We start from the raw sequence: 24,815 nt of genomic DNA, 5'->3' as shown, positions 1-24,815 counted from the left end.
ACGCGGGCCGCTCGCTGGCGGCCCTTCGAATAATGTGGACGAAAGCCTCAGCCGGCCTGGGCCGGCGCCTGCGGCACGGTGCTCCAGAACTCCGGGTCGTGGCCGTACATGATCTTGGCGCCGCGTTTTTGCAGCTCTTTCAGCTTGTGCAGCGAGTTCATCATGGCGTCCTTGTCGGCGACGATGCCGGGCAGGCGCAGTTCGTCGAGCGTGCGGCGCAGGTAGCACGCGTCGCCGCACAGCACGATTTCACCGGACTCGGTCTGCAACTGCAGCGACTGGTGTCCGGGCGTGTGGCCATGGGTTGGAATGCAGCGCACCGAGCCGTCGCCGAACACGTCATGCTCGCCGTCGACGATGACCATCTCGTGGCCATGGTCGTAATCGCGCGGGTCGTAGTAATTGGCCTGGATGAGTTCCGGCACGTGGCCCGCTTCCCATTCCTTCTTCTGCACGATGACGCGCGCATTGGGAATCAACTCGTTGCCGCCGGCGTGATCGAAATGCAGGTGCGAGTTGATCACGAAATCCATGCGCTCGGGATTGCGGCCGATGCTGTCGAGACGCGCGGCAACGTCCTCGCCGGGCTCGAAATGCACGGTGAAGTATGGCTCGAGCGGCCCCAGGGCCTTGTGCTTGTCGCGCTGCACCAGCATCGACATGCCGGAATCGAACAAGGCCACGCCCTTCTTGTGTTCGATGAGATAGGCCGGGATCGGGATCTTGAGCGTGCCTTCGCCGCCTTCGATCAGCATCGGCATCGGCATGGTGAGATAGCCACAGGTCATGGCATAGAGTTTTACGGTCATACGCTTTCGCCTCCTTCTTGCGGGATGTGGCCGCTGGGCGCCGGCCCGGCCGGAACGGTTCGGACCGGGCGGCGGAAACGGCTGCCGCTGCGTAACGATGAAGCGGGATTCTATTGCAATGTTCGGCCGACGTGGCGAGTTTCCCGGACGCGCGGCGCCGGCCAGGACACGATGTTTCACAGCGAGCCGCGCCCTACGGGCCACGAGGCGCTTGGAGCGCGCCGGGGCGCATGCTAGTTTTTGAGATGAGGACACCCATTGGCCGCCTTGGCCAGGGCCCGCAGGGAACACAGCAACATGGCTTCACGCCGCGGTCGCTCCGGCGACGACATCCTTAATGGCACCGCCCAACGCGACCTCTTGTCAGGTCTGAACGGCGACGATCGCCTGTATGGTCGCGACGGCGACGACCGCATGGCCGGCGGCCTCGGCCGTGACTATCTCAACGGCGGCAAGGGCGCCGATGTACTGCGGGGCGATGCCGGTGATGACCGACTCTACGGCGACGTCGGCAGCGACACCCTGTACGGCGGCGCCGATCGCGACGCGCTCTACGGCGGCAGCGGCGCGGACCGCCTGGAAGGCGGGCTGGGGGGCGACAGCCTGCGTGGTGGCGACGGCAACGACATCCTGCTCGGCCAGGCTGGCGATGATCGTCTGTTCGGTGAACGCGGTAACGACGTGCTGGACGGCGGCCTCGGCCGCGACGTGCTGCGCGGCGGCGAGGGCGCCGACCGCCTGGTCTACGACGCCCAGGACATCCTCTTGCATGGCGATGCCGGCCGCGACACGCTGGTGATCGGCGGCAGTGCCGTGACACTCGACTTCAACCAGCTCGCCGCGCCCGGCATCAAGGGCATCGAAGTCATCGACCTGAACGGCAGCGGCGCCAATACCCTCAGGCTCGATGCCGCCGACGTGCTCGAGTTGAACGGCCAGCATAGCCTGTTGGTCATGGGCGGCGCCGACGACGCGGTGATTTCACCCACCGACATCTGGAGCCAGAATTTCGCCGGCGCGGTCGACATCGACGGCCAGCATTACCTCGCCTGGGACGCCGGTGCGGCGCACCTGTTGGTGGATGCCGACATCAGCCTGAACAACTTGACCCAGAACGGCTCACAGTTCGCGCAGTTCTTGAACACGAGCTTCGTCGCCGGCGACAGCTTGGGATTATGGGGTGTGTTCGAGCCGCGCTTGGAACCCGAGCTCGACGCTTCCATTCCGCCGGTCTGAGCCGGCCGGCGCTCAGCCGCCGGCGATGCCCACCATGAAAGAGATGGTCTCGCCGTCGGCGAGGCGGTCTTCCATGGAAATACGCCGGCCCTTGGTGTCGACGAACATGGTGCCCTTCTCGCTCAGCTCGCCGGTCTCGGCATCGATCAGGATGGCGCGCATCTTCTCGCCATAGCGCGCGCTGATACGCTCGGCGAGTTCCGAGACCAAGGGTTCATCGAGCTGGAAGGAATCGCGGCCGGTGGCCGCGAGTTCCTTGAAGTGGCTGTGAAACTCGGTGTGCACCGTGATCATGGTCGCCCGCCTCAGGCCAACGCACCGTCCGCGGCCAGCACGTCGGCCACGTCGTCCATGCCGAGTTCATGCATCTTGGCGCGCGTCTGCAAGCCCGTGTCGCGATCCCAGCCGCGCCACTCGTAGTACTCGTCCAGCACCGGCACGAACATGTCGGCTGCGACCTTGCCCGCGTACATGCCTTCCGGGTTCGGCTCCCACATCCAACGTTCGCAGATGGTGTCGTGCTCGCGGCGCAGGCCGATGCGCGAGTTGATGGCCTTCTCGAGATTGCAGATGCGCTCGCCGTCCTGCATGAGTTCGTCCGGCGTGCGCTCGATGCCGGTGACGGCGGCGAAGGCACGGCCGTAATACTCCTGCGGCATGTAGCCGGCCGGGTCGAGCATCCAGTGGAACAGGCACACGCCGTAGGAATTCAACAACGCCACCTGGTTTTCGACCAGCGCCGTGCACGCGCCTTTCAATACCGGTGTCGACAGGTCGGCGGCCTCGGTACGGCCATTGAAGTATTTCTTGGACAGGTCCTTGCGCTGGAATTTCTCGATGAGGCCGATGCCTTTCAGGTGATCGGCGCCGCGCGAGGCGACCGCCATGTTGTTCATCCAGGTCGGGAAGGGGCGCATCTCCTCGGTGAAGCTGGCGCCGCCCTTGCCGTAGATGGCGTACTTCATGAGGTTCTGGCCCTTCATGGCCGACAGTTTCAGCGCGCCGAAGTAGGGCCCATCGCTGAACATCACGCCGAAGGGATTGCTCTGGAACACCACGCTTTCGATGCAGGCTTCGATGTCTTCCATGTTGCCCCAGCGCAGGGGCTGCGGCCGGCCGAACAGTTCCGCCACATCGCGATCGGACAGCAGCTCACGCTGCTTCAATTCCATGACGAAGCTGATCGAGCAGGACAGGTCCTGGTTGTCGACGCCGTAGTCGTTGGTGATCTTGCCCCAGTGGGCGACCTCGGCCCAGTCGCGCACGTCGAGCATGCCGGCGGCGCTGCCGGTGGTGAGGTATTCCGGACGGCGGAAAGCTTCGCCCTTGTACTTGGCGGCGGCCTCGGTCTCGTTGCCGTCTATCTTGTACTTGCCGTCGCAGGCGATGAAACAGTCGGACGAACAGACTTCCGAGTAGCGGTGATATTTCTTCACCCAGTTGTCCGAGCGCACTTCCTCGCCGCGGAACTGGTTGCCCTGGTTGTTGCGCCACGCGTGGCCGCCGATGTGCTGGTACATCTCGACCGCGCCCAGCGTGCCGCGGCGTTTGAAGCCATAGACCGCTTCGTTGCCGTCGATCTTGCCCTTGAAGTCGTTCGACCACTCGAGCATGTCTTTCGGTCGCGTGACCGGCAGGCCGCCATTGCCCTGCACGGCGATGGCTTTCAAATTCTTCGAGCCCAGCACCGCGCCGCCGCCGCCGCGCGCATGGATACGCAAGGCATCGGCCACCACGCCCGCCACGCCGACCATGTTCTCGCCGGCCTGGCTGATCGACAGCGTGCTGGTCTTCGACGGCCAGGTGCCGTGGGTTTCCTGCAGGATGGCGTGGGTCTCGGTGGTGTTCTTGCCCCACAGGTGCGAGGCATCGAGCAGCGCTACTTCGTCGTTGCAGATATGCAGGTACACCGGCTTCGGCGCGCGGCCGGTGATGGCGATGTACTCGTAGGCGGTGAAGCGCACCATGTAGGGAAACTTGCCGCCGCCGGCCGAGTCGCCAAAGATGCCGTAGGTCGGGCTCTTGAAGGTGATGCGGCCCTTGACGCCGCTGCCGGCGCCGGTGCCGGCCAAGGGCCCCACGCCGAACACGAAGATGTTGTCGGGACTGCGCGGGTCGCAATGGATGTCGTGGGTCAGGAAATGCTCCCACATGATCCAGTTGTTGATGCCCGAGCCTCCCACCCAGCGCTCGAACATCTGGTGCGGTATGACTTCGGTCTTCAACTCACCGGTGGTGAGATTGACACGCAATAAACGGCTTTCCATCGCGATGCTCCCCTGGATGGCTGGCGCTTAGGCGCTCACGCCGAACTGCTGATTTCGCCGCGCTCGAGCATGGCTTGCATCATGCCCACTTCGTCGCGCTTTTCGGCTTTTTGCTTGGTGATACGGTTGAACTCGGCCTGCTCCTCGAAGAACAGCACCGGCAGACGGGTGTACTGTTTGCCGTTGTTGAGCATCTCGGGTCGCGTCGCGCAGGCGCTCACGCACACCGGCTCGCCGCCGCACAGGTCGCATTTCAACAACTCGCCGCTGGGCGCGACGAACACCACGTCGAACGGACAGCCCGGCACGCACTCCATGCACTGGATGCAGTTGTCCTGTTCGATGACGGCGGCGCGGGTCGCTGGGTCGTAATAGAAGGCGTCGGTCGGACACACATCGGCGCAGGGCGGCGGATTGCCACAGTGGTGACAGATCTCGGCAATGAAGCCCAGGCCATCGGGATTGACGCGCGACGGCTTCTCCGGCGCGTGATCGATGCGCAGGCGCGCATACTGCGGGTTGACCGTGCCATCCGGCGAATGGGCCAGCGCGCAGGCCACCTCGCAGACATTGCATTCGGTGCATTGATTGCGCAACGCGTGGAGTTTGCGCGCGACGTTCGGCACTTCCTCACCGGGCGCATAGCGCGCCACGCCGGTCACCATTTCTTTCTGCGCGTTGACGGTCATGGGTGAGCGGTCCGAGCCTGGGGCTTCGATCTAAGCGGCGATGCCGCATGGTGTCAACCGAAGCGCGGGGCATGGCAGCGCGATATACCCAAGCGGGGCTGCGGGAAATAACCCTGTCTCGTGTCGCGGGATTTGCGCACAATAAGACCATACCCACTGATGGCGAACATCGATGACCGAGCCCGCTTACGAAACCCTGGAGCACCCGGAGCTGGGCACGTTGGCGGCGCGGCGCCTGCTCGATTGCGTGTTCGCGCTGACCCCCAAGGGCACCATCGCGCATTTCCACATCGAACAGATGGAAGTCGAAACCCGCGCCGATGAAGTGATCTACCGCCTGACCGCACAGCCCGCCTTGGCCGAGCGCGCGCGCTGCCAGATCATTCCGCCCTTCGTGCCGGCCTTCAAACGCAGAGCCTGAGCGAATACCCATGAGCCACAGCATCGTCACGCCGCTGGAAGTTTCGCTGCGCATTGCCGCCGACGGCGCGGCGACCTACGTCGATGTGCGCACCGTCGCCGAATTCGTGACCGGCCATCCGCGCGGGCGCGTGATCAACGTGCCGATAGAGTTCTATCACCCCAAGACCGAGGCCGCCCACGCCAATGCCAGCTTTGCGCTGGTGATGGAGCACACCCTGCCACTGGATACCCCCCTGATCGTGGGGGCTGACGAGGGCCCACGCGCCGAAGCCGCCGCCGATGCGCTGCGCGCGGCGGGGTATGGGGATGTGAGCGTGATGAGCGCCGGCCTGCCCGGCTGGCGTGCCGCCGGCCTGCCGGTCACCGGCAACAATGCCGATGGCGTGAGCTACGTGTCGCTGCTGACCCCCGCCAAGCGCAAAGGCGCGCCGGCGGCGGAGCATCATTGAACGGTTCGGCTGGTGCGTCTCTTTGTGGGTCAGACTTCAGTCTGACACCTTGGATGACTGCCTACCCCGGAGTGTCAGACTGAAGTCTGACCCACAATCTAGCCTTATCTAGCCTTCCCCAGAGCAACGCGTCCTCTAGAAATTCTTGCCGCGCATCGGCGACACGGTGGCGCCGTGCTTGAGATTGGTCGAGGCCTTGGCGTCGGACTTCAACTGCTTGCCGACCGTCCACGGCGCGGAGGTCGCGTTGCCGGAACCGATGAGCTTGGTGACCGCGGCGTCGGCCGGCACGTCGCCGAGCGGCCGCTGCATGTGCTCGCAGACCTGGCCCCAGGTGGTGAACTTGTCGGCCATGCGATGCACGACCTCCACGATTTCGCCATTGGCTTCGCAGCGGTATTCGTACAGGGGCATGGCAGGCTTCCTCGACAATCATGATGGTGCGGGCCGGCGATTATAGCCGAGCGCGTCGTCGAGTCAGTGCCCGCCGCGCGCACGGCGGTTCAGGACGCGCCCGGGCGCCCTTCCCTTGGACAGGGGCAGCCTCCTAGACTGGCGGCTTGATCAAATCGCAAGGGGAGAGGCGATGGACATCGGGGTCTTCAGTTTCAATACCGCCTACACCATCCGGCCGGACGAGCTGGCGCGCAATCTCGAGCAGCGCGGCTACGAATCGGTGTGGTTCGGCGAACACAGCCATATCCCGGTCGAACGCCGCTCGCCCTACCCGGCCGGCGGCGAGCTGCCCGAGTACTACTGGCACATGCTCGACCCCTTCGTGTCGCTGACCGCGGCGGCGCTGGTCACCACGCGCCTCAAGCTCGCGACCGGCGTGTGCCTCATCATCGAGCGCGACCCGATCATGACCGCCAAGGAAGTGGCGACGCTCGACCTGCTGTCCGACGGCCGCGTGCTGTTCGGCATCGGCGCCGGCTGGAACGCCGAGGAGATGGCCAACCACGGCACCGACTTCAAGACCCGCTTCAAGCTCATGCGCGAGCGGGTCAAGGCCATGAAGACCATCTGGACCGAGGAACAGCCGTCCTTCCACAGCCAGTTCGTGAACTTCGATCCGATCTGGTCCTATCCCAAGCCGGTGCGCAAGCCGCACCCGCCGGTGATCCTCGGCAGCGCCACCGAACAGAGCCGCCAACGGGTGGTGGACTACTGTGAGGGCTGGGCGCCGCTCGACATGCTGGTGGGCGACATCCCGGCCGCCATCGCCGACATCCACCGCCGTTGTGAAGTGGCGGGACGCGACCCGGCCTCCATCGAGCTGTCGATGTTCGCCTGGCAGCCGCCGAGCCGCGCGCGCCTCGATGAATTCCGCGCCTGGGGTATCACCCGCACCATCCTGTTCGCGCCGGTCAAGCCGCGCGACGAGGTATTGCGCTTCCTGGACGAGCATGCAGCGCTTGTCGAACACGGCCGGCCAGGCTGAGCCGCCTCACCTCGTAGCGTAAGGAATCCCCATGAGTACTGCTCCGGAGACGGCGCTCGATGCCGCCGCCCCGCGCGGCTGGCCGCGCCGCTACACCGTCATCGCGCTGTGCGTGGCGGCGTCCTTCGTGTGTTACATCGACCGCGTCAATATCTCGGTCGCGGCCATTTCCATGCAGGAGGCCTTCGGCTGGAGCGACAAGACCAAGGGCCTGGTGCTGTCGTCGTTCTTCTTAGGCTACATGCTGTTCCAGGTGCCGAGCGGCTGGCTGGCGAGCCGCATCGGCGGCAAGCTGGTGCTGGGCGCGGCGGTGGTGTGGTGGTCGCTGTTCACCATCCTGACGCCGCTCGCGGCGGCGCTGTCCCTGCCCGTCCTGATCGCGACGCGCATCGCCATGGGTCTCGGCGAAGCGGCCATGTACCCCGCTGCCTACAACCTCTTCGCGCGCTGGGTGCCAACCCGCGAGCGCTCGCGGGCGCTGGCCCTGTTGGTGAGCGGCATCCCGCTCGGCACCATGATCGGCAGCATGGCGACCGGCTGGATAGTGAAGGCCTGGGGCTGGGAGTCGGTGTTCTACCTGTTCGGCGCGGTCGGCGTGGTGTGGTGCGCGTGGTGGTTCCTGCGCGCCTACGACCGGCCCGAGGACGACCCGCACATGGCACCGGCCGAGCGCGCCCTCATGGCCGAGCATGCCGCGCAGGCGGCCGTCGCCCCCGGCCCGGTCGAGGTGCCGTGGCGCTTCCTGCTCACCCATCGCGCGGTGTGGGCGCTGATCACCAACCATTTCTGCAGCAACTGGGTGCTGTACATGTTGCTCGCCTGGCTGCCGAGCTATTTCCACACCGTGCTGCATTTCGACCTGGTCAAGGCCGGCCTGATGTCGGCCGCGCCATGGCTGTCGATGTTCGTGTGCGGCAACCTGGGTGGCCTGCTGGCCGACCGCTTGATCCAGGGCGGCATGGATCTGACCCGCGTACGCAAAATCATGCAGCTCGCCGGCCTGCTCGGCGCCGCGACCTGCATGCTGTCGGTGCAGAACGTCACCACCCCGGCGCTGGCGGTCGGCCTGATGTGTGGCGCGCTCGGTTTCATCGCCCTGACCTGGTCGGGCTTCATGCCCAACCATCTCGAGATCGCGCCGCGTTACGCCGACGTACTGATGGGCATCACCAACACCGCCGGCACCATCCCCGGCGTGGTCGGCGTGTATGTGACGGGCTGGCTGGTGACCGAAACCGGCAGCTACGCGGCGCCCTTCATGCTGTGCGCGGCGGTCGAAGTACTGGGCGCGGTGGTGTGGCTGTCGTGGGGCACGGCCAAGCGCATTGTCGATTGAGCCCGGATTCTGGATGATTTCGCTTGTGGGTCAGACTTCAGTCTGACGCGGTGTCCGCATCGCGGCTTCAAATGTCAGACTGAAGTCTGACCCACGAAATCGATGGCATCACTCGCTCCGCCCGGCGATCGGGATGACCGTCTTCACACCTCCATGCTACATTCCGGCACCTGATCCATGCCCCGCGCGTCGCTCCCGACAGCGCGCCCCACACGAGAAATCTGAAGGAGAGTCCCCATGGCCGAGGCCTACATCATCGACGCCGTTCGCACCCCCACCGGCAAGCGCAAGGGCAGCCTCATGGACATGCATCCGGCCGACCTCGGCGCCCACGTGATCCGCGCGCTGGTCGAGCGCAACCCGATCCCCGATGAAGACTACGACGACGTGATTTTCGGCTGCCTCGACGCCATTGGCCCCTTGGCCGGCGACATCGCGCGCACCTGCTGGCTGACCGCCGGCTACAGTGAAGCGGTCCCGGGCGTGACCATCGACCGCCAGTGCGGCTCCTCGCAGCAGTCGGTGCATTTCGCCGCGCAGGCGGTGATGTCCGGTGTCAACGACGTGGTGCTCGCCGGTGGCGTGCAGATCATGACCAAGATCCCGATCGGTTCCTCGGCGCAGGTCGGCGGCGCCTTCGGTTTCAAGGATCCGATAGCCGGCTCGCCGGGCTGGACCAGCCGCTACGGCACCACCCCGCCCAGCCAGTTCGCCGGCGCGCAGATGATGTGCGACAAGTGGGGCTTCAGTCGCGAAGACCTCGAAGTCTATGCCCAGGAGTCCCATCGCCGCGCCGCGCAGGCCATCCGCGAAGGCCGCTTCGATCGCGAAATCGCGCCGGTCGGCGACTTCAAGATGGACGAGACGGTGCGTGAATCGACGCTCGAGCAGATGGCGGCGCTGGACACCATCTTTGGTTTGAAATCGATCACCGCGGCGGTCTCCAGCCAGACCTGCGACGCGTCCTCGGCCATGATCATCGCCTCCGAAGCGGCGGTGAAGCGCTACAACCTCAAACCCCGCGCGCGCATCCATCACATGAGCGTGCGTGCCGAAGACCCGATCATGATGCTGTCGGCGCCCATCCTCACCACCCGCTACGCGATGCAGAAGTCGGGCATGAAGATGGAAGACATCGACCTCGTTGAAATCAACGAGGCCTTTGCGCCGGTGCCGCTGGCGTGGTTGAAAGAGATTGGCTACCCGCACGAGAAGACCAACGTCAACGGCGGCGCGATCGCGCTCGGTCACCCGCTCGGCGCGACCGGCACCAAGCTCATGACCACGCTGTTGCACGAGCTCGAGCGCACCGGCGGCCGCTATGGCCTGCAGACCATGTGCGAAGGCGGCGGCCAGGCCAACGTCACCATCATCGAGCGTCTGTAAGTCCACCCCGCAGGGGCGCTACATCTCCGGGGGCCGTCGACGCGAACCGGCGGCGGCCTCACCGCGCCGAGGTCGCCGCCGTGTTGCTGGCTTCGAGCATGGCCCTGAGTTTGGGCTCGATCAGTGACACGCCGTGCGGCGACAGGTGATTGTCGTCGTAATAAAGTGACAGGCCCTCCATCTCGACCCGGCAGCGCGCCTGCGGGCACAACGTATCGCTGACCGGCACTGCGGCAAACATCGGATAATCCGTCGCCGCCCGCGCGAAGATCGCGTGGGTGCCGGCTTGCCTTTGGCGGTAGAACTCGATACTTGGCGCAATTTCGTCGACCGCGCGCCCAAGCACCGCCAACTGGGCCAGCGCGTCGGGTACGCTGACCGCGATCTCGGGGACAGACTCGAGAACCACGATATGTCGACCGTCGCTGCGCATGCGATCCAGACTGCGACGTAGCGCGCGCTCGAATACCTCCTTGTTGTTGCTGGCGGAAGCCGCCGCCTGTTGATCATCCACCAGAAGTGGCGGTGGCGTGGGGGCCGGCGCGATCTCCGTGCCGTCCACGTACCGCGCCCAGCGGGCGACCATGATCACGGTCTTGATGGCGGGCTGGGTCTCGAGTGTGCGACGCACCGCGGCATTGGTGGCCAGGCATTCGTCGCGCCAAGCCTCGGAGCGATTTGCGAGATCCACGTCGAACAGCGGCGGGCATCCCGCGGCACCGAAGAATAGTCCGGCACGGCCGCTGTCCGGCGCATTGCGCATGAAAGACTGCAACAACATCAGGGCATGAGAATCGCCCCACAGGATGAAATCGGGCGGCACGCCCTGCGCACCGATGCGGCATACGTCACCCGCCTCGTAGTCTTTTTGCTTTTTCTGGAAGCAGCGGTCGCGCAGCGGCAGGTATTCGAGCGTGAGCGGTTTCAGGCTCAACGAGTCCGCCGGGAAACGTGCCGGAAAACCGTGTGAGAAATGGCTGGCAAGGCCCAGCGCGACGAAGGCGGCAATCACGGCCGCAGCCCCGGAAAAAAGTCGAAGCCGCGCATCGCGCCAGCGGTTGCCGCGCAGCGGTTGCTCAACGAATCGCCATGACAAGGCCGCCAGGACGAAGGTCACGGCGATGGCCGCGAAGATTGCTGTCGGCGCGGGCGGCAGGACCGTGTAATGCCGTTGCAATACGAACACCGGCCAATGCCAAAGGTACAAGGAATAGGAAATGAGCCCCGTGCCAACGGCGACGCGGGAGCACAGCAGTGCCGACACCCACGTCGGGCCAGCTGCCCCGGCATGGATGATCGCCACCGCACCTAGGCAGGGCAAGAGGGCAGCAAAGCCCGGAAACGGCGTGCCGGCATCGAACGTCATCATCGCAATGGCGATCGCGAGCAAGCCTGCGAATGCCAACCCTTCGCGCAGCACCGAGTGGCGTACCGTCGGCAGCACGTCATAGGCAGCCAGGGCACCGACAAACAATTCCCAGGCACGCAGATGGGGCAGGTAGAAGGCCTGTTCGGGGTGATGGCTGACCATCCAGGCCGAAGCACCGAGCGAAAGGGCCGTCAGCACGCCGAGTCCCGTCACGATCGCACCACGACCGTGACGCGCCAGCCACCACAGGAGTGGCGGGAATACCAGGTAATACTGCTCTTCGACCGCCAGCGACCAGGTGTGCAGCAGCGGCAGGCTTTCCGAGGCGCGCGCGAAGTAGCCCGATTCGAGCCAGAAGAAGATATTGGACGCGAACGCCGACGTGGCCACCACGCTTTGGCCGAATTCGCGCAAGGCCGCGGGGGAAAGCAACCACCAAGCGGCGACAGACGTGGCGGCCACCATGGCAAACAGTGCGGGGAACAGGCGCCTCACCCGGCGCTCGTAGAAGCGCGCGATGGAAAACCGCCCGCTCTCCAGCTCATTGCGCAACAGCCCGGTGATCAGAAAGCCGGAAATGACGAAGAACACGTCAACCCCGACGTAACCGCCGGGAAATATGCCCAGCCCGGAATGGAACAGGATGACCGGCACCACGGCGATGGCGCGCAGGCCATCGATGTCACGGCGATAGCTCAGCACCGGCCGCGGCTTCCGGCGCTGGCGGTCCTTGCCGACACGGGCGCGCTTGAGGCAGCCTGCGACGACGTCAATTCATCGTGTAACGAGGAGCGGGGCATGAGCAATGTAAACGGCATCCATCATCTCGCAATCATGACCTCGGACGTGAAACGCCAGCTGGCCTTCTTCTCCGATGTACTCGGCATGGAACTCAAGGCACTTTACTGGATGCACGGCGTCGAGGGGTATTTCCATGCCTTCATGGCCTTGAACGCGCACAGCTCGATTGCCTTCGTGGCGGCGCCGGCCGTCAAGGACATCCCCACGCAGATGGGCGTCTCCCATGCCGGCAATCCCGGCAGTCCGAGTGCCGCGGGCACCATGCAGCACGTGGCCTTCAACGTCGATGACGACGAACAGCTGCTGGCCATGCGCGATCGCATCCGCTCGCGCGGTGTGCGCGTGCTCGGGCCGCTCGATCATGGTTTTTGCAAATCCATCTACTTCGCCGGCCCGGAAAACCTGGTGCTGGAAGTGTCGACCTCGCGCGCGGCCATCGATGCCGAGGCCTGGATCGACCCGCAGGTGGTGGCCTTGAACGGCATCAGCGCCGAGGAACTCGAACGCTACAAGCATCCCTCCGCCTTCACGCACCAAGGCGGCGCCGTGCCGCAACCGGCGGCCGGCAGCGGCCACCCCGAATACAGCGCGATGACGCCGGCCTTCGCCCATGCCTTCGACCTGCCCGACGAGGTGGTGACGCGCGCCATGAGCGAGTCGACGCCGCCGGTCACGGTGGCGACGCGCTGAGCGCAAGAGCGCGCCGTTACCACGCCTTTTCGATGAATGGGGACGGTGCGCCATTTGATCCATAATCGCGCTGGCCAGTCGCGACCATAACGCGGCGTAACCGGAGGTTCTGACCCCATGAAAATCGCCTGTTTCCACCTCATGCCCTACCGCGATCTCGCGGACGACTTCGAGAAGAAGCATAAGTCGGCATGGTTCTCGCTGCCCTTCAATGAAGTCGCCGACGCCAACAAGGTCGCCGGCTATTTCAACCAGACGCTGGACGAGCTGACCTACGCCGCGCAGATGGGCTTCGATGGCGTGTGCACCAACGAACACCACCAGAATGCCTATGGCTTCATGGTCAATCCGAACATGATGGGCTCGGTGCTGGCGCGCGCCACGCGCGGCACCAACACCGCCATCATCCAGATGGGCGAAACCGCGGTGTTCCTCAATCCGCCGATCCGCGTGGCCGAGGAATACGCGATGCTGGACTGCATCGCCGAAGGGCGCTTGATTGCGGGCTTCCCGGTCGGTCTCGGCGGTGATTATTCCTACAGCTACGGCATGGCGCCTATCGAGCAGCGCGCGCGTTATTACGAAGCGCATGACCTCATCAAGAAAGCCTGGACCTCCGACGAGGTGTTCGCCTTCAACGGCAAGTTCTACCAACTGCCGATGGTCAACATCTGGCCCAAGCCCGTGCAACGGCCGCATCCGCCGATCTGGGTGCCAGGCAATGCCAGCCCCAGCACCTGGGACTTCGTCATCAAGAATGACTACGCCTACTGCTTCCTGACCTACTTCGGCGCCAAGGGCGCCGAGCACATGGTCAAGGGTTTCTGGAATCGCGCCGAGGAGCTCGGCCGCGATCGCAATCCCTACCGCATGGGCTTCCTGGTGCCGGTGGGCGTGTCGGAAACCGATGAACAGGCCGAGGCCGAATACGGCCACGCCGCCGAGTACTTCTATCACAAGGGTCTGCACCTGCCCGAGCAGCTCTTGGCGCCGCCCGGCCACATGACCCACTCGAGCCTCACCCACCTCATCACCAAGCGGCCGTTCCCGCCGTTCGAGGAATTGAAGACGCTGAAATTCCCGCAGTTCAACGATCGCGACTTCGTGGTGTGCGGCAGCGCCAAGACCGTCACCGAGCGCCTGTTGCACATCATCAAGACGCTGCGCGTCGGCCATCTGATGATCCTGCCGCAGTTCGGTTCGCTGTCCCACGAAAAGACCATGCAGAACATCGAGCGCATCTCCAAGAGCGTGCTGCCGCACCTGCGTGGCGTGTGGGACAACGAAGGCTGGGAAGATCACTGGTGGCCGAAGGCCTGCAAGGACGCCAAGCGCGCCGCGGCTTGATGCGAGGAGACGAGAACGAACATGAAGAAACTCACCAAGAAAGTCGTGCCGGTGCTGAACGGCCGCCTCGACATCACCGTCAACATCGCGGGCAAGGGCAAACCGCTGGTCTACCTGCATTCGGCCGGCGGCTTTTACTGGGATGACTACCTCGACGAGCTGGCCAATCACTACAAGGTCTACGTGCCGCACTTCCCCGGCACCGCGCCGGGCCGTCCCAACGACATCGATCTCATCGACAACCTGTGGGACACGGTGCTGGCGTATGACGACCTGCTGGCCGGCTTGAAGCTCAAGAAGGTGCGCCTCATGGGCCATTCCTTCGGCGGCATGCTGGCGGCGGAACTCGCCGCCCAGCGCCGCGAGTCGATCGAAAAGCTGGTGCTGATCGCGCCCATCGGTCTGTATCGCGAGGACGCGCCCTACACCTGCGCAAGCTGGTGCGCGCTGTCGCCGCCCGAGATCATGGAAACGCTGTTCCACGATCCCGCGCATCCGCGCGTGGTGAAACGCATGACGCCGCCGCCCGGCCAGGAAGCGGCGGACCTGTGGACGGTGCACTTCGTATGGACGCTGGGCTGCACGGCCAAGATCATCTGGCCGATTCCGGACAAGGGCCTGGCCAAGCGCATCCACCGCGTGACGGCGCCGAGCCTGGTGGTGTGGGGCGAAAACGATCGTCTCATTCCGCCGGTCTATGCCCAGGAGTTCGGCAGGTCGCTCAACAACAGCGAAGTGTTCATGCTGCCGTCCTGCGGTCACGAGCCGCCGCTCGAGCAGATGGAGATGCTGCGCGATAAGACCCTGGCGTTCATGGCGGCCTGAGGGCCGGCGCGCGAATTGATTCGCACCTGCGGACGGAAGCGATCCTCCCGTAGGTGCGATTTCACTCGCACCTACCATTCAGCCCCGGAGGACATCCATGGCCCAGCACCGCGCATCCATCCACTGGCAGTTCGACGGCGGCGATTTTCGCAAGGGCCGTTATTCGCGCGCCCATACCTGGCGCTTCGACGGCGGCGTGGAAGTGCCGGCCTCGCCGTCCCCGCACGTGGTGCCGGCGCCGTGGTCGGACGCCAGTGCGGTCGATCCGGAGGAGGCCTACGTCGCCGCCATCGCCAGCTGCCACATGATGACCTTCCTGTTCCTGGCCTCGCGCGCCGGCTTCCTGGTCGAGCGCTACGACGATGACGCGGTCGGCACCATGATCAAGAACGAGCACGGGCGCTGGTGGGTGAACGAGGTGGTGCTCAAACCGCGCATCGTGTACGGCGGCGACAAGCTGCCGAGCGCCGCGGATATCGACCACCTGCACCATGCGGCCCACGAGGAATGCTTCATCGCCAACTCGGTGAAGACCGACATCCGGGTGGTGGCGGCGGAGGACTAATGTTTATTAGTCCATTAATGGACTAGAAACATTAATGAGTACTAATATGCACTGAATATCAGCCATAGCGGACCGCCTCCATGGCCAGACGCCTCGCCAAACCCCGAGCGGCCACCGCCGCGCCCATCGCACCCGGCGCCGCGCTGCGCACCTATTTCAACATCGCCAGGGCCTGGGGCCTCAACGAGCAGGAAACCATGACCCTGCTCGGTTTCGACGCCAGTACCCGCAGCACCTATTTCAAATGGAAGAAGGCCCCGGACAGCGCGCGCCTCGGTCGCGACAAGCTCGAGCGGCTGTCCTACGTGTTCGGCATCTACAAGGCGCTGCAGCTGCTGCTGCCCGACCCGGCCGCCGCCGACGGCTGGCTGCGTCGGCCCAACGATGCCGCCCCCTTTGGCGGGAGGCCGGCGCTGCAGCGCCTGTTGTCCGGCAACGTGGCCGACTTGTACGTGGTGCGTGAATACCTGGACACGGCGCGCGGATGGTCGTGACGGCGCCGCTCACGGCGCTGGCCTGGACGCCGGCCTGGCGCCTGGTGGCGAGCCGCTTTCCGCCGGTCGGCCTGTTCGATCGCGTGGCCGCGCCGGCCGATCTCGAGAGCGTGTTCGCCATCGAGAGCCTGACCAACGCGCGCCTGCGGCAGGAGGCCGGCGAGCTCGCGCTGGTGGCCGAGGAGGATCGCGTCAGCGGCCCCGGCACCACGCCCATCATGGCCGCCTTCACGCACCGCAACGGCCAGGGCAGCCGCTTCACCGACGGCAGCTACGGGGTTTACTACGCGGCGCGCGGCATCGACACTGCGATCGTCGAGACCGCCTTCCATCGCGCGCGCTTTCTGGCCGCCACGCGCGAGGCGCCCATGCAAATCGACATGCGCAGCTACGCCGCCGACATCGTCGCCGAATTCCATGACATTCGCGGCGGCGACGCGCGCCATGCCGAACTCTACTCCCCCGATCCCGACGCCTACGGAGCCGCCCAGCGCTTCGCGCGGCGCCTGCGCGACGCCGGCTCCAACGGCATCACCTACGACAGCGTGCGCGACGCCGGCGGCGAATGCGTGGCGGTGTTCAAACCGCGCGTGATAGCGCCGGTGATACAGGGCCCGCATTACTGCTACGTGTGGGATGGAGAGAAGATCGCGGACGTGTACATCAAGAGCGCGTATCAGCGCGAAGGGTGACCGCGACCCAATGTCAGGCTGAAGCCTGGCATTCGAAGGCCGGCGCGGCGGCGCACAACGTCCTGTGCGAATGAATTCGCACCTACAGGGGTGGACAGTGAACGGCGATGCGCTGATGCAGGATCACTTCCTCGGTCGTGACCCGCGCCCGGTAGGCCAGCACCTCGACACCGGCAGCCAGCGCTTCGCGCAGGGTACGGCCGTAGAGCGGATCGATGCCATCCGCCGGGCGCACTTCCTCGACATCACCGCGCTGCACGCAATACACCAGCACCGCGCGCAGGCCTTCGGCCTTGAGACGCATGAGTTCGCGCAGGTGCTTGGCGCCGCGCGCGCTGACGGCGTCGGGAAACAGCGCGATGCCGTCACTCACCGCCGCCGTGACATTCTTCACCTCCACGTAACAGTCGGGCCGCCGTTCGCTTTGCAGCAGGAGATCGATGCGACTGCGCTCGACGCCGAAAGGCACTTCGCCGCGCACGCGCTCATAGCCGCCGAGTTCCGCCAGCACGCCGTTCTCGACGGCTTCGCGCACCAGGCGGTTGGGCAGGCCGGTATTGATCCCGATCTTGAGCTTGCCGACCTGCACCATCTCCCAGGTGTGGCGATACTTGCGCGTCGGCGCATCGCTCTCGGACAGCCACACGCGATTGCCTGGCGTGCAACAGCCGAGCATGGAGCCGGTATTGGGACAGGCCGCGGTCAGGCGTGTGCCGTCGTCGAGTTCACAGTCGGCGAGAAAGCGCTGGTAACGCCGCAGCAAGGTCGCGGCGATGAGCGGCCGGGCGAATTTCATCGCCGCGGTTTACAAAGAGATTTCGATGTAGACCCGCGAGTCGAAGCGGCCGCCGAGTTTCGACAGCGCATCGGCCAGCCACATCTGCACGCCGTACTTGGCGCGCAAGGCACGCAGCGCGGCGGCGCGGCCGGGCGCATCGTCCAGCAGGCGCGCACGGCCCTCGCGCCATGGCCCCGCCACCACGCCACGGTAATTGCAGGCGGCGAGACTGACGCGGCCGTTGGCGCGTATGCGCTTGACCTTGCCGACCTCGGGCGCGCTGAAAACGTAGAACCGCTCACCGGCGCCGGCAATCCACACCGGTGTACGCACCTCGCGCCCGTCGCGGCGGTAGGTGGCGAGACTGACATAGCGTTCACGGGCGGCATCGAGCGGGACGTCGTCATGAGCATCACGGACTCCCCCGGTGCGAATTGCACGGCCCGAGCCACTGCGGCCCCATCGGGGCGTGCCAGGGCGCCATCGCAGGCGACAATGCCCGTCGCACCAACGCCAGCTTTCGAGGAGATCCGCATGGAATTCGGCGTCGCTTTCACTTCGCGCATCGGCGATTACGACCTGGTCGCCCTGGCCGAGTCCTTGGGCTTCGACCAGGCCTGGTTCTTCGATTCGCAGATGATCTACTCCGACGTCTACGCGACCATGGCGGTGGCGGCGCGCGAGACGCGGCGCATCCGTCTCGCGACCGGCGTGGCGGTGCCGACCACGCGCATGGCGCCGGTCATCGCACACAGCATCGCCAGCATCGCCGAACTCGCACCCGGCCGCGTCGAACTCGGCGTCGGCAATGGCAATACGGCGCGCCTCACCATGGGCCTGCAGCCCGTGCCGCTGGGCCGCATGAAACGCGAGATCCGTACCATCCAGGCCTTGCTGCGCGGCGAGACCACGCTGCACGAGGCCGAGGGCCAGAGCCATCTCATTCAACTGCTGCATCGCCACGACGGTTTCATCAATCTCGACCATCACATCCCGGTGACGCTGTCGGCTTTCGGTGACAAGACGCTCGCCTATTGCGGCGCCGAATGCGACGCGCACCTGACCTGGCACCCGAGCGCCGACAGCCTGACGGCCAATCGCAAGATCATCGACGCGGCGGCGCGCAAGGCCGGACGCGACCCGTCGCTCATTCCGAGCAAGGCCATCGCGCCGCTCGAAATCCTGCGCCCGGGCGAAACGGCCGGCAGCGCGCGCGTGCTGGAGAGCGTCGGCCCCTTCATCACCAACCTCCTGCACGTGATGATCGAATGGGACGGCGGTCTCCTGCGCTCCAGCCCGCGCATCGCCGACCTGGTCGAACGCTATCGCGCCTATGTCGAGAGCCTGCCCAAGGATCGCCGCCATCTCATCCTGCATGAAGGGCACCTGGTCTATACGCGACCGGAGGAAAAGTCATACCTGACGGCGGACATCGCCGACACCGCCGCCGTGATCGGCGATCCCGACCAGGTCATCGCGCACATCAAGTCGCTGGAAGCCGCCGGCCTCACCCATTTCGCCTTCCAGGTGACGGGCGACCCGGTCGGCCAGATGCGTGCCTTCGCCGAAACCGTCATGCGTCGCTACGCCTGATCCCAATCGCCACCGCAGCAAGGAACCCGACATGTCCGGCAAACGCATCGTCATCACCGGCGCCGCTTCAGGTATAGGCGCGGCCGCCGTCGCACAGCACCTCGCCGCGGGCGACCAGGTAATCGCGCTCGACGTCAAACCGATCACGGCCAAGGTGCGGCAGGCGCTGCGCTGTGACATGGCCGATCCCGCGTCTATCGATGCCGCGCTCGCCGCCATCGACGGCCCGCTGGACGCGCTGCTCAACATCGCCGGCCTGCCCGGCACCGTCGCGCCGGAACTCATCATGCGCGTCAACACGCTGGGCCTGCGCGCCATCACCCAAGGCCTCATCGATCGCCTGCAACGCGGCGGCGCGATCGTGAACGTGGCGTCGATCGCGGGCTTCAACTGGGCGCGTCATTTGAAGGACATCACCGAACTGCTGGCCACGCCCAGCTACGAAGCCGGCGTCGAGTGGTGCGCCGCCCATCCCATGGACGGCAACACCGCCTATCACTTCAGCAAGGAATGCGTGGTGGTCTACACCATGCAGATGGCGGGCCCGGCGCTGGCGCGCGGCCTGCGCTGCAACAGCGTGAGCCCCGGTCCGGTCGCCACGCCACTGCTGCCGGACTTCAAGGCACAGGCCGGCAGCGGGCAGATCGAATGGGTCATCGACGGCATCGGCCGCGCCGCCGAGCCTGCGGAAATCGCCGAGGTGGTGAAGTATCTCGCGACCGGGCCGTCGAGCTTCGTCAACGGCCGCGATCTCATCGTCGATCGCGGCTTCAGCGCCGGCATCACCACGGGCTGGATAGACAAGAACAGTTCGCCCCTGGTGAAGGCACGAGGTTTTTGACCCCATGTAGGTGCGAATTCATTCGCACATTCGATGGCGGGGCGACGCGCATTGCCAGTCAGCTTAGAATGAGAATGAATTCGCGCCACGGTCAACCTACGCCACCCCCACTGCCTCGCCGAGGGTCGCGCCGATCTCACCACGCACCACGAGATCGGCGCTGTCGTCCTGGTCGGTCTCTTCGCGGTTGATGATCACGAGCCTGGCGCCGCGGCGCTTGGCCAGCGCCGGGAAGCCGGCGGCGGGATACACCACCAGCGATGAACCAAGCACGATGAACAGATCGCAGTGGGTGCTTTCGGCCTGCGCCCGCGCCATCGCCGCCTGCGGCATGGCCTGGCCGAAGGAGATGGTCGCGGATTTCACGATACCGCCGCAGTCGGTGCACACCGGCACCGACTCGTCGCGTTCGAAAGCCGCCATGATCGGAGCCAGTTCGTAACGCACGCCGCACTCGAGACAGGTGGCATAGGTACCGTTGCCATGCAACTCGATGACCTTGTCGGTGGGCACGCCGGACGCCTGGTGCAGGCCGTCGATGTTCTGCGTGATGATGGCGCTCATCGCACCGCGTGCGACGAGCGCCGCCAGCGCGCGGTGTCCGCGATTCGGCGTGGCCTGTTGAAAGTCCCTGTCGATGACCGCCTTGCGCCGCCACGCTTCGCGACGCATATCGATGGAACGCATGAAATCGCGAAAATCGATGGGCTGCATGCGCGACCAGATGCCGCCCGGACTGCGAAAGTCGGGAATGCCCGACTCGGTGCTGATGCCGGCGCCGGTGAAGGCGACGATGCGTCGACTTTGCGCGATGAGGGTCGCGAGCGCGGCGCTCGCCATCGCTGTGTCGGGGTTCGTGGTGTGGTCGTTCATTGTCGCAAGTCCGCAGGGAGAAATGCCGGCAGCGCGCGATTTCGGCGCGTGAATTGGAGTATAACGGCGGTCACCACGACCCGGACGTCCCCATGAGCCAGCAGACCGAACCCAGCATTCCGCCCAATCTGCGTCCGCAGCCGTCCGATTGTGCCTACGACCTCGACCGCGCGCTGGACGCGGTGGTGTCCTTGCGCACGCGTATTCCCGACGATGCCTTCACCGCCAGCATCCTCGGCACCGAGCGCGCCGGTCATGGTGTGCTGATCGGCGAACGTGGCCTGGTGTTGACCATCGGCTATCTCGTCACCGAAGCGAACGACGTGTGGCTGGTGGGTAACAACGGCCGCGCGGTGCGCGGCGACGTGGTCGGTTACGACTACGAAAGCGGCCTGGGCCTGGTGCAGGCCCTGGGCGCGATGGATCTGCCGGCGCTCAGCCTCGGCAGCGTCAAGGACTTGCGCATCCAGCAGGACGTGGTGCTGGCCGGATGCGGCGGTCGTGCCCACGCCTTGAAGGCGCGCGTGGCGGCCAAGCGCGAATTCGCCGGCTACTGGGAATACGTGCTGGACGAAGCCGTCTACACCGCGCCGCCCCATCCCAATTGGGGAGGCGCCGCGTTGCTCGGCGCCGACGGCCGCCTGTGCGCGGTGGGTTCGCTGTATATCGACCAGGTGTTGCCGCAGATGGCGGGCCAGGACGGCAACATGAGCGTGCCGGTCGATCTGCTGGAGCCGATCATGGCGGACCTCATGCGTTATGGCCGCAGCTTGAAACCGGCCCGACCGTGGCTCGGCATGTTCGTGTCGGAGGTCGATGCGCAACTGCTGGTGGCGGGCGTCTACGACGATGCGCCCGCCGCACGCACCGCGCTGCGCAGTGGCGATGTGATCACCGAAGTCGGCGGCCTGCCGGTCAACGGCCTCGCGAGCCTGTTCCGCACCGTGTGGGCGCAAGGCCCGGCCGGCTGCGACGTGCCGCTCACGGTACAACGCGAAGGCCGCAGCTTCGAAGTGCACGTGCCATCGGTCGATCGTCGCGAATTCTGGCGCGCGCCGGATCTGCATTGAGGGCAAGAACCCTCGCGCTTCGAATGTCAGACTGAAGCCTGACCCACAGGGTCTTCGCATTTGAAAAAATTGTGGGTCAGGCTTCAGCCTGACATTTCGCGCTACGCCTAGCCGCCGCGACTAGGAGCCGCACTGGCATTGGGTTATGTTGCGGCATCGCACACGCGCCAGGCGTAACGCACCCCAGGAGAGCCACATGTCGACCCATCCCGCCGTTCCCGCAGTCACTCGTACCGAACTCCGCGCCGCGGCCGACACGCTTGCGATGACGCTGAGCGACGCGGAGCTCGACATGTATGCGAGCTTCATGGCCGGGCTCACGGCCGACTTCAATCTCATCGCCGGCCTCGAGGCGCCGCGCCTGCCGGTGAAATATCCGCGCGGCAACGGCCATCGGCCGAGCGCCGACGAAAATCCCTACAACGCGTGGTATTGGAAGTGTTCGATCAAGGGCGCGCCCGGCGGCAGGCTGGCCGGTAAGCGCGTCATCATCAAGGACAACATCGGCGTGGCCGGGCTGCCGATGATGAACGGTGCGAAAGTGATGGACGGCTTCATGCCCGACGAAGACGCCACCGTCGTCACGCGCGTACTCGATGCCGGCGCCGAAGTGGTGGGCAAGGCGGTGTGCGAGAACTTCTGCTTTTCCGGCGGCAGCCACACCTCGGCCACCGGCCCGGTGCGCAATCCGCGCAATCCGGACTACATGACCGGCGGTTCATCCAGCGGCTGCGCGGCGTTGTTGCTGACCGGCGAAGCGGATCTCGCGATCGGCAGTGACCAGGGCGGCTCGGTGCGCATGCCGGCGTCGTTTTCCGGCATCGTTGGCATCAAGCCGACCTATGGCCTGGTGCCCTACACCGGCGCCGCGCCGATAGAGCAATCGGTCGATCACCTGGGGCCGATGGCGATGAGCAGCGCCGATTGCGCCTTGTTGCTGGAAGTCATTGCCGGTTACGACGACGGCCGCGATCCGCGCCAATTCGCGGGTCTCGCGCCCAAGCCCTACGTCGCCGCGCTGGCGCAGGGCGTGAAAGGCATGCGCTTCGGCCTGGTGCGTGAAGGCTTCGGCGCGCCGGGTGCGGAAGCCGACGTCGACGCGATGGTGCGCGCCGCCGCGCTGCGTTTGCGCGAAGCGGGCGCGACGGTCGAAGAGATCTCGGTGCCCATGCATGCGCAAGGCCCGTCGATCATGTTCACCAGCATCATGGACAACACGCTGTCGACCTTCACCGACCAGGGCGCCAGCGGCCCCAATGTGCGCGGCCATTTTCCGCTCGCCGCCATCGAGTTCTATCGCCGCGCCCATCGTGAACGCGCCGACGACTTCCCGGTGACGGTCAAGACCGTGCTGTTGTTCGGTCTTGCCATGCGGCGGCGCTATGGTCATTACTACTCGGCCAAGGCGCACAACCTGGTACGCAGCCTGCGCGCCGCCTATGACGAAGCGCTCACTCGCTGCGACATCCTGGTCATGCCGACCACGCCGATGAAAGCGCACCGCATTCCGCCGCCCGACGCCGGCCCCGAAGCCATCATGGGCTGCGCGCTCGACATGACCGGCAACACCAGCCCCTTCGATGCCAGCGGCCATCCGTCCATGAGCGTGCCGGCCGGCATGTCGGACGGCCTGCCGGTCGGCATCATGTTCACCGGCCGCCATGGCGAGGACGACGTGGTGCTGCGCGCCGGCCATGCGCTTGAACAGGTGCTCGCTTAAGAGGACGAATCCGCCATGAAGTCCGACGCGTCGAGTGCGCGGCTCCGCTACACGCCGCCACTCGACTGGGCGTTCTTTCTCGACTTTCATCGCGCGCGGGCGCTGCCCGGTGTCGAGCAGGTCGACGGCGAATGGTATCGGCGCACGGTGCGTTGCGGTGCCTACGTGGGGCGCCTCGGTGTCGCGCCCGGTGGCCGCGATGCGCTGCGCATCACCTTGAGCCCGCATGACGACAACGCGCTCGCGCTCCTGGTACCGCGCGTGCGCCGCGCTTTTGATCTCGATGTCGATCTCGCGCCGATAGCCGCGCATCTGCGCCGCGATGCGCATCTCGGCGCGCTGCTCGCACGGCGCCCCGGCGTGCGCGTGGCAGGCAGCGTGGATGGCTTTGAACAAGCGGTGCGCGCCATTCTCGGTCAGCAGATAAGCGTCACTGCCGCGCGCAATCTCGGCGGCCGCCTGGCCGCGCGCTGGGGCAGTCCGTTGCCGGACGTCGCGCACGACAGCGCGGCGCCGCTGCGCTTCGTGTTCCCGACACCGGCCATGCTCGCCGACGCCGACGTCGCCAGCCTCGGCATGCCCGGCAAGCGTGGCCAGGCGGTGGCAATGCTTGCCGCCAGCGTCGCCGCCGATCCGCATTTGCTGGAACGCGCGACGACGCTCGATGACTCCGTTGCCAAGTTGTTGGCCCTGCGCGGGCTCGGTCCGTGGACCGCGCACTACATCGCAATGCGTGTGCTGCGTGAACCCGATGCCTTTCCGGCCAGCGATGTCGGCCTGCTGCGCGCGCTTGGCGACGCACAAGGCCAGCGGCCCACGGCGCGAGAACTCAGCGCGCGCGCCGAAGCGTGGCGCCCGTGGCGCGCCTATGCTGCCCAGCACCTGTGGGCTACCGACGCCATCCCGCCGCCGCCGACGACGCCGTGATCAGATTCGAGACCACGGGAAGCGGCGGGCGAGCGTAGCGCGCATGCTCGCGCGCCGGGTGCCGTACAGCCGCTCACGCAGGGCTTTGTTCGTTATCAATTGTTAACAGTGAAGGCAGCCGCCTTCGCGTTTGTTTTGACTACCTGCGCTTAGCATCGCGAGGCAGGCCATTGCACGCACGTGTCAGTGCGAGC

At 65.7% G+C, this 24,815-nt stretch carries 26 protein-coding genes; 17 read left to right on the top strand and 9 right to left on the bottom strand.

What is annotated here, in order from left to right:
• Positions 1-47 precede the first annotated feature (47 nt).
• The gene (locus tag IPM80_04000) at positions 48-809 is read right to left on the bottom strand and encodes an N-acyl homoserine lactonase family protein (GenBank protein MBK8957600.1); all 762 of its coding nucleotides are present in this window, start codon (positions 807-809) and stop codon (positions 48-50) included.
• Between the two features lie 297 nt (positions 810-1,106).
• On the opposite strand from IPM80_04000, the gene IPM80_03995 reads away from it, so the two are divergent.
• Entirely contained in the window at positions 1,107-2,045 is a 939-nt protein-coding gene (locus IPM80_03995; protein MBK8957599.1) for a calcium-binding protein, read from the top strand.
• A gap of 12 nt (positions 2,046-2,057) precedes the next feature.
• On the opposite strand, the gene IPM80_03990 is transcribed toward IPM80_03995, so the two are convergent.
• From IPM80_03990 to IPM80_03980, 3 genes are read right to left on the bottom strand one after another with little or no spacing between them, the layout of a single operon-like run.
• Positions 2,058-2,339, bottom strand: a complete 282-nt coding sequence (locus tag IPM80_03990) for a MoaD/ThiS family protein (GenBank protein ID MBK8957598.1) — start codon at positions 2,337-2,339, stop codon at positions 2,058-2,060.
• A gap of 11 nt (positions 2,340-2,350) precedes the next feature.
• Positions 2,351-4,312: a hypothetical protein gene (locus IPM80_03985; protein MBK8957597.1), complete on the bottom strand. Its 1,962-nt coding sequence runs from the start codon at positions 4,310-4,312 to the stop codon at positions 2,351-2,353.
• 35 nt (positions 4,313-4,347) lie between these two features.
• The gene (locus IPM80_03980; protein MBK8957596.1) at positions 4,348-5,001 is read right to left on the bottom strand and encodes a 4Fe-4S dicluster domain-containing protein; all 654 of its coding nucleotides are present in this window, start codon (positions 4,999-5,001) and stop codon (positions 4,348-4,350) included.
• Positions 5,002-5,173: 172 nt separating this feature from the next.
• Between IPM80_03980 and IPM80_03975 the strand changes: the two genes are divergently transcribed.
• Positions 5,174-5,422, top strand: a complete 249-nt coding sequence (locus IPM80_03975) for a hypothetical protein (protein ID MBK8957595.1) — start codon at positions 5,174-5,176, stop codon at positions 5,420-5,422.
• A 10-nt stretch (positions 5,423-5,432) separates the two neighbouring features.
• On the top strand, positions 5,433-5,873 hold the full coding sequence (locus IPM80_03970; GenBank protein MBK8957594.1) for a rhodanese-like domain-containing protein: 441 nt from the start codon (positions 5,433-5,435) through the stop codon (positions 5,871-5,873).
• A 135-nt stretch (positions 5,874-6,008) separates the two neighbouring features.
• On the opposite strand, the gene IPM80_03965 is transcribed toward IPM80_03970, so the two are convergent.
• Positions 6,009-6,287: a hypothetical protein gene (locus tag IPM80_03965; protein ID MBK8957593.1), complete on the bottom strand. Its 279-nt coding sequence runs from the start codon at positions 6,285-6,287 to the stop codon at positions 6,009-6,011.
• 172 nt (positions 6,288-6,459) lie between these two features.
• Between IPM80_03965 and IPM80_03960 the strand changes: the two genes are divergently transcribed.
• From IPM80_03960 to IPM80_03950, 3 genes are all read left to right on the top strand, one after another.
• Positions 6,460-7,314 carry an LLM class F420-dependent oxidoreductase gene (locus tag IPM80_03960; protein ID MBK8957592.1) on the top strand — a complete coding sequence of 285 codons (855 nt, stop codon included), beginning with the start codon at positions 6,460-6,462 and terminating at the stop codon, positions 7,312-7,314.
• Between the two features lie 31 nt (positions 7,315-7,345).
• The gene (locus tag IPM80_03955) at positions 7,346-8,650 is read left to right on the top strand and encodes an ACS family MFS transporter (GenBank protein ID MBK8957591.1); all 1,305 of its coding nucleotides are present in this window, start codon (positions 7,346-7,348) and stop codon (positions 8,648-8,650) included.
• Positions 8,651-8,887: 237 nt separating this feature from the next.
• Entirely contained in the window at positions 8,888-10,036 is a 1,149-nt protein-coding gene (locus IPM80_03950) for an acetyl-CoA C-acetyltransferase (GenBank protein ID MBK8957590.1), read from the top strand.
• Between the two features lie 58 nt (positions 10,037-10,094).
• On the opposite strand, the gene IPM80_03945 is transcribed toward IPM80_03950, so the two are convergent.
• Positions 10,095-12,107: an acyltransferase gene (locus tag IPM80_03945; protein ID MBK8957589.1), complete on the bottom strand. Its 2,013-nt coding sequence runs from the start codon at positions 12,105-12,107 to the stop codon at positions 10,095-10,097.
• A 96-nt stretch (positions 12,108-12,203) separates the two neighbouring features.
• Here IPM80_03945 and IPM80_03940 point away from each other — a divergent pair, with 96 nt between their 5' ends.
• From IPM80_03940 to IPM80_03915, 6 genes are all read left to right on the top strand, one after another.
• A complete protein-coding gene (locus IPM80_03940; GenBank protein ID MBK8957588.1) occupies positions 12,204-12,896 on the top strand; it encodes a VOC family protein in 693 nt (230 codons plus the stop codon).
• A 117-nt stretch (positions 12,897-13,013) separates the two neighbouring features.
• Positions 13,014-14,243 (top strand): LLM class flavin-dependent oxidoreductase, encoded by a 1,230-nt coding sequence (locus IPM80_03935; GenBank protein MBK8957587.1) that lies wholly within the window; start codon positions 13,014-13,016, stop codon positions 14,241-14,243.
• A gap of 21 nt (positions 14,244-14,264) precedes the next feature.
• Entirely contained in the window at positions 14,265-15,068 is an 804-nt protein-coding gene (locus IPM80_03930; GenBank protein ID MBK8957586.1) for an alpha/beta hydrolase, read from the top strand.
• Between the two features lie 97 nt (positions 15,069-15,165).
• Positions 15,166-15,633 (top strand): OsmC family protein, encoded by a 468-nt coding sequence (locus IPM80_03925; protein ID MBK8957585.1) that lies wholly within the window; start codon positions 15,166-15,168, stop codon positions 15,631-15,633.
• An 80-nt stretch (positions 15,634-15,713) separates the two neighbouring features.
• On the top strand, positions 15,714-16,127 hold the full coding sequence (locus IPM80_03920) for a DUF2384 domain-containing protein (protein MBK8957584.1): 414 nt from the start codon (positions 15,714-15,716) through the stop codon (positions 16,125-16,127).
• Positions 16,118-16,819, top strand: coding sequence for an RES family NAD+ phosphorylase (locus IPM80_03915; GenBank protein ID MBK8957583.1), 702 nt, complete (start codon positions 16,118-16,120; stop codon positions 16,817-16,819). Before IPM80_03920 ends, IPM80_03915 begins: the two co-directional genes overlap by 10 nt.
• 82 nt (positions 16,820-16,901) lie before the next feature.
• Here the strand turns inward: IPM80_03915 and sfsA are convergent, their stop codons facing one another.
• Entirely contained in the window at positions 16,902-17,615 is a 714-nt protein-coding gene (gene sfsA, locus IPM80_03910) for a DNA/RNA nuclease SfsA (protein ID MBK8957582.1), read from the bottom strand.
• 9 nt (positions 17,616-17,624) lie between these two features.
• Entirely contained in the window at positions 17,625-18,032 is a 408-nt protein-coding gene (locus tag IPM80_03905) for a PPOX class F420-dependent oxidoreductase (protein MBK8957581.1), read from the bottom strand.
• Positions 18,033-18,197: 165 nt separating this feature from the next.
• On the opposite strand from IPM80_03905, the gene IPM80_03900 reads away from it, so the two are divergent.
• Entirely contained in the window at positions 18,198-19,190 is a 993-nt protein-coding gene (locus tag IPM80_03900; protein MBK8957580.1) for an LLM class flavin-dependent oxidoreductase, read from the top strand.
• A 31-nt stretch (positions 19,191-19,221) separates the two neighbouring features.
• Positions 19,222-20,031 (top strand): coniferyl-alcohol dehydrogenase, encoded by an 810-nt coding sequence (locus IPM80_03895; protein ID MBK8957579.1) that lies wholly within the window; start codon positions 19,222-19,224, stop codon positions 20,029-20,031.
• Positions 20,032-20,127: 96 nt separating this feature from the next.
• Here the strand turns inward: IPM80_03895 and IPM80_03890 are convergent, their stop codons facing one another.
• On the bottom strand, positions 20,128-20,871 hold the full coding sequence (locus IPM80_03890) for a Sir2 family NAD-dependent protein deacetylase (protein MBK8957578.1): 744 nt from the start codon (positions 20,869-20,871) through the stop codon (positions 20,128-20,130).
• A 125-nt stretch (positions 20,872-20,996) separates the two neighbouring features.
• Between IPM80_03890 and IPM80_03885 the strand changes: the two genes are divergently transcribed.
• The 3 genes from IPM80_03885 (at position 20,997) to IPM80_03875 (ending at position 24,621) form a co-directional block, all read left to right on the top strand.
• Entirely contained in the window at positions 20,997-21,974 is a 978-nt protein-coding gene (locus IPM80_03885; protein ID MBK8957577.1) for a serine protease, read from the top strand.
• A 196-nt stretch (positions 21,975-22,170) separates the two neighbouring features.
• Positions 22,171-23,694: an amidase gene (locus IPM80_03880; protein ID MBK8957576.1), complete on the top strand. Its 1,524-nt coding sequence runs from the start codon at positions 22,171-22,173 to the stop codon at positions 23,692-23,694.
• A gap of 15 nt (positions 23,695-23,709) precedes the next feature.
• The gene (locus tag IPM80_03875; GenBank protein MBK8957575.1) at positions 23,710-24,621 is read left to right on the top strand and encodes a DNA-3-methyladenine glycosylase 2 family protein; all 912 of its coding nucleotides are present in this window, start codon (positions 23,710-23,712) and stop codon (positions 24,619-24,621) included.
• The last annotated feature ends 194 nt before the right edge of the window (positions 24,622-24,815 follow it).

It is taken from the genome of Pseudomonadota bacterium (assembly GCA_016719885.1).
Classification (GTDB): Bacteria; Pseudomonadota; Gammaproteobacteria.
Note: the sequence above shows the minus strand (reverse complement) of the source record. Positions and strands in the feature narration are given on the sequence as shown.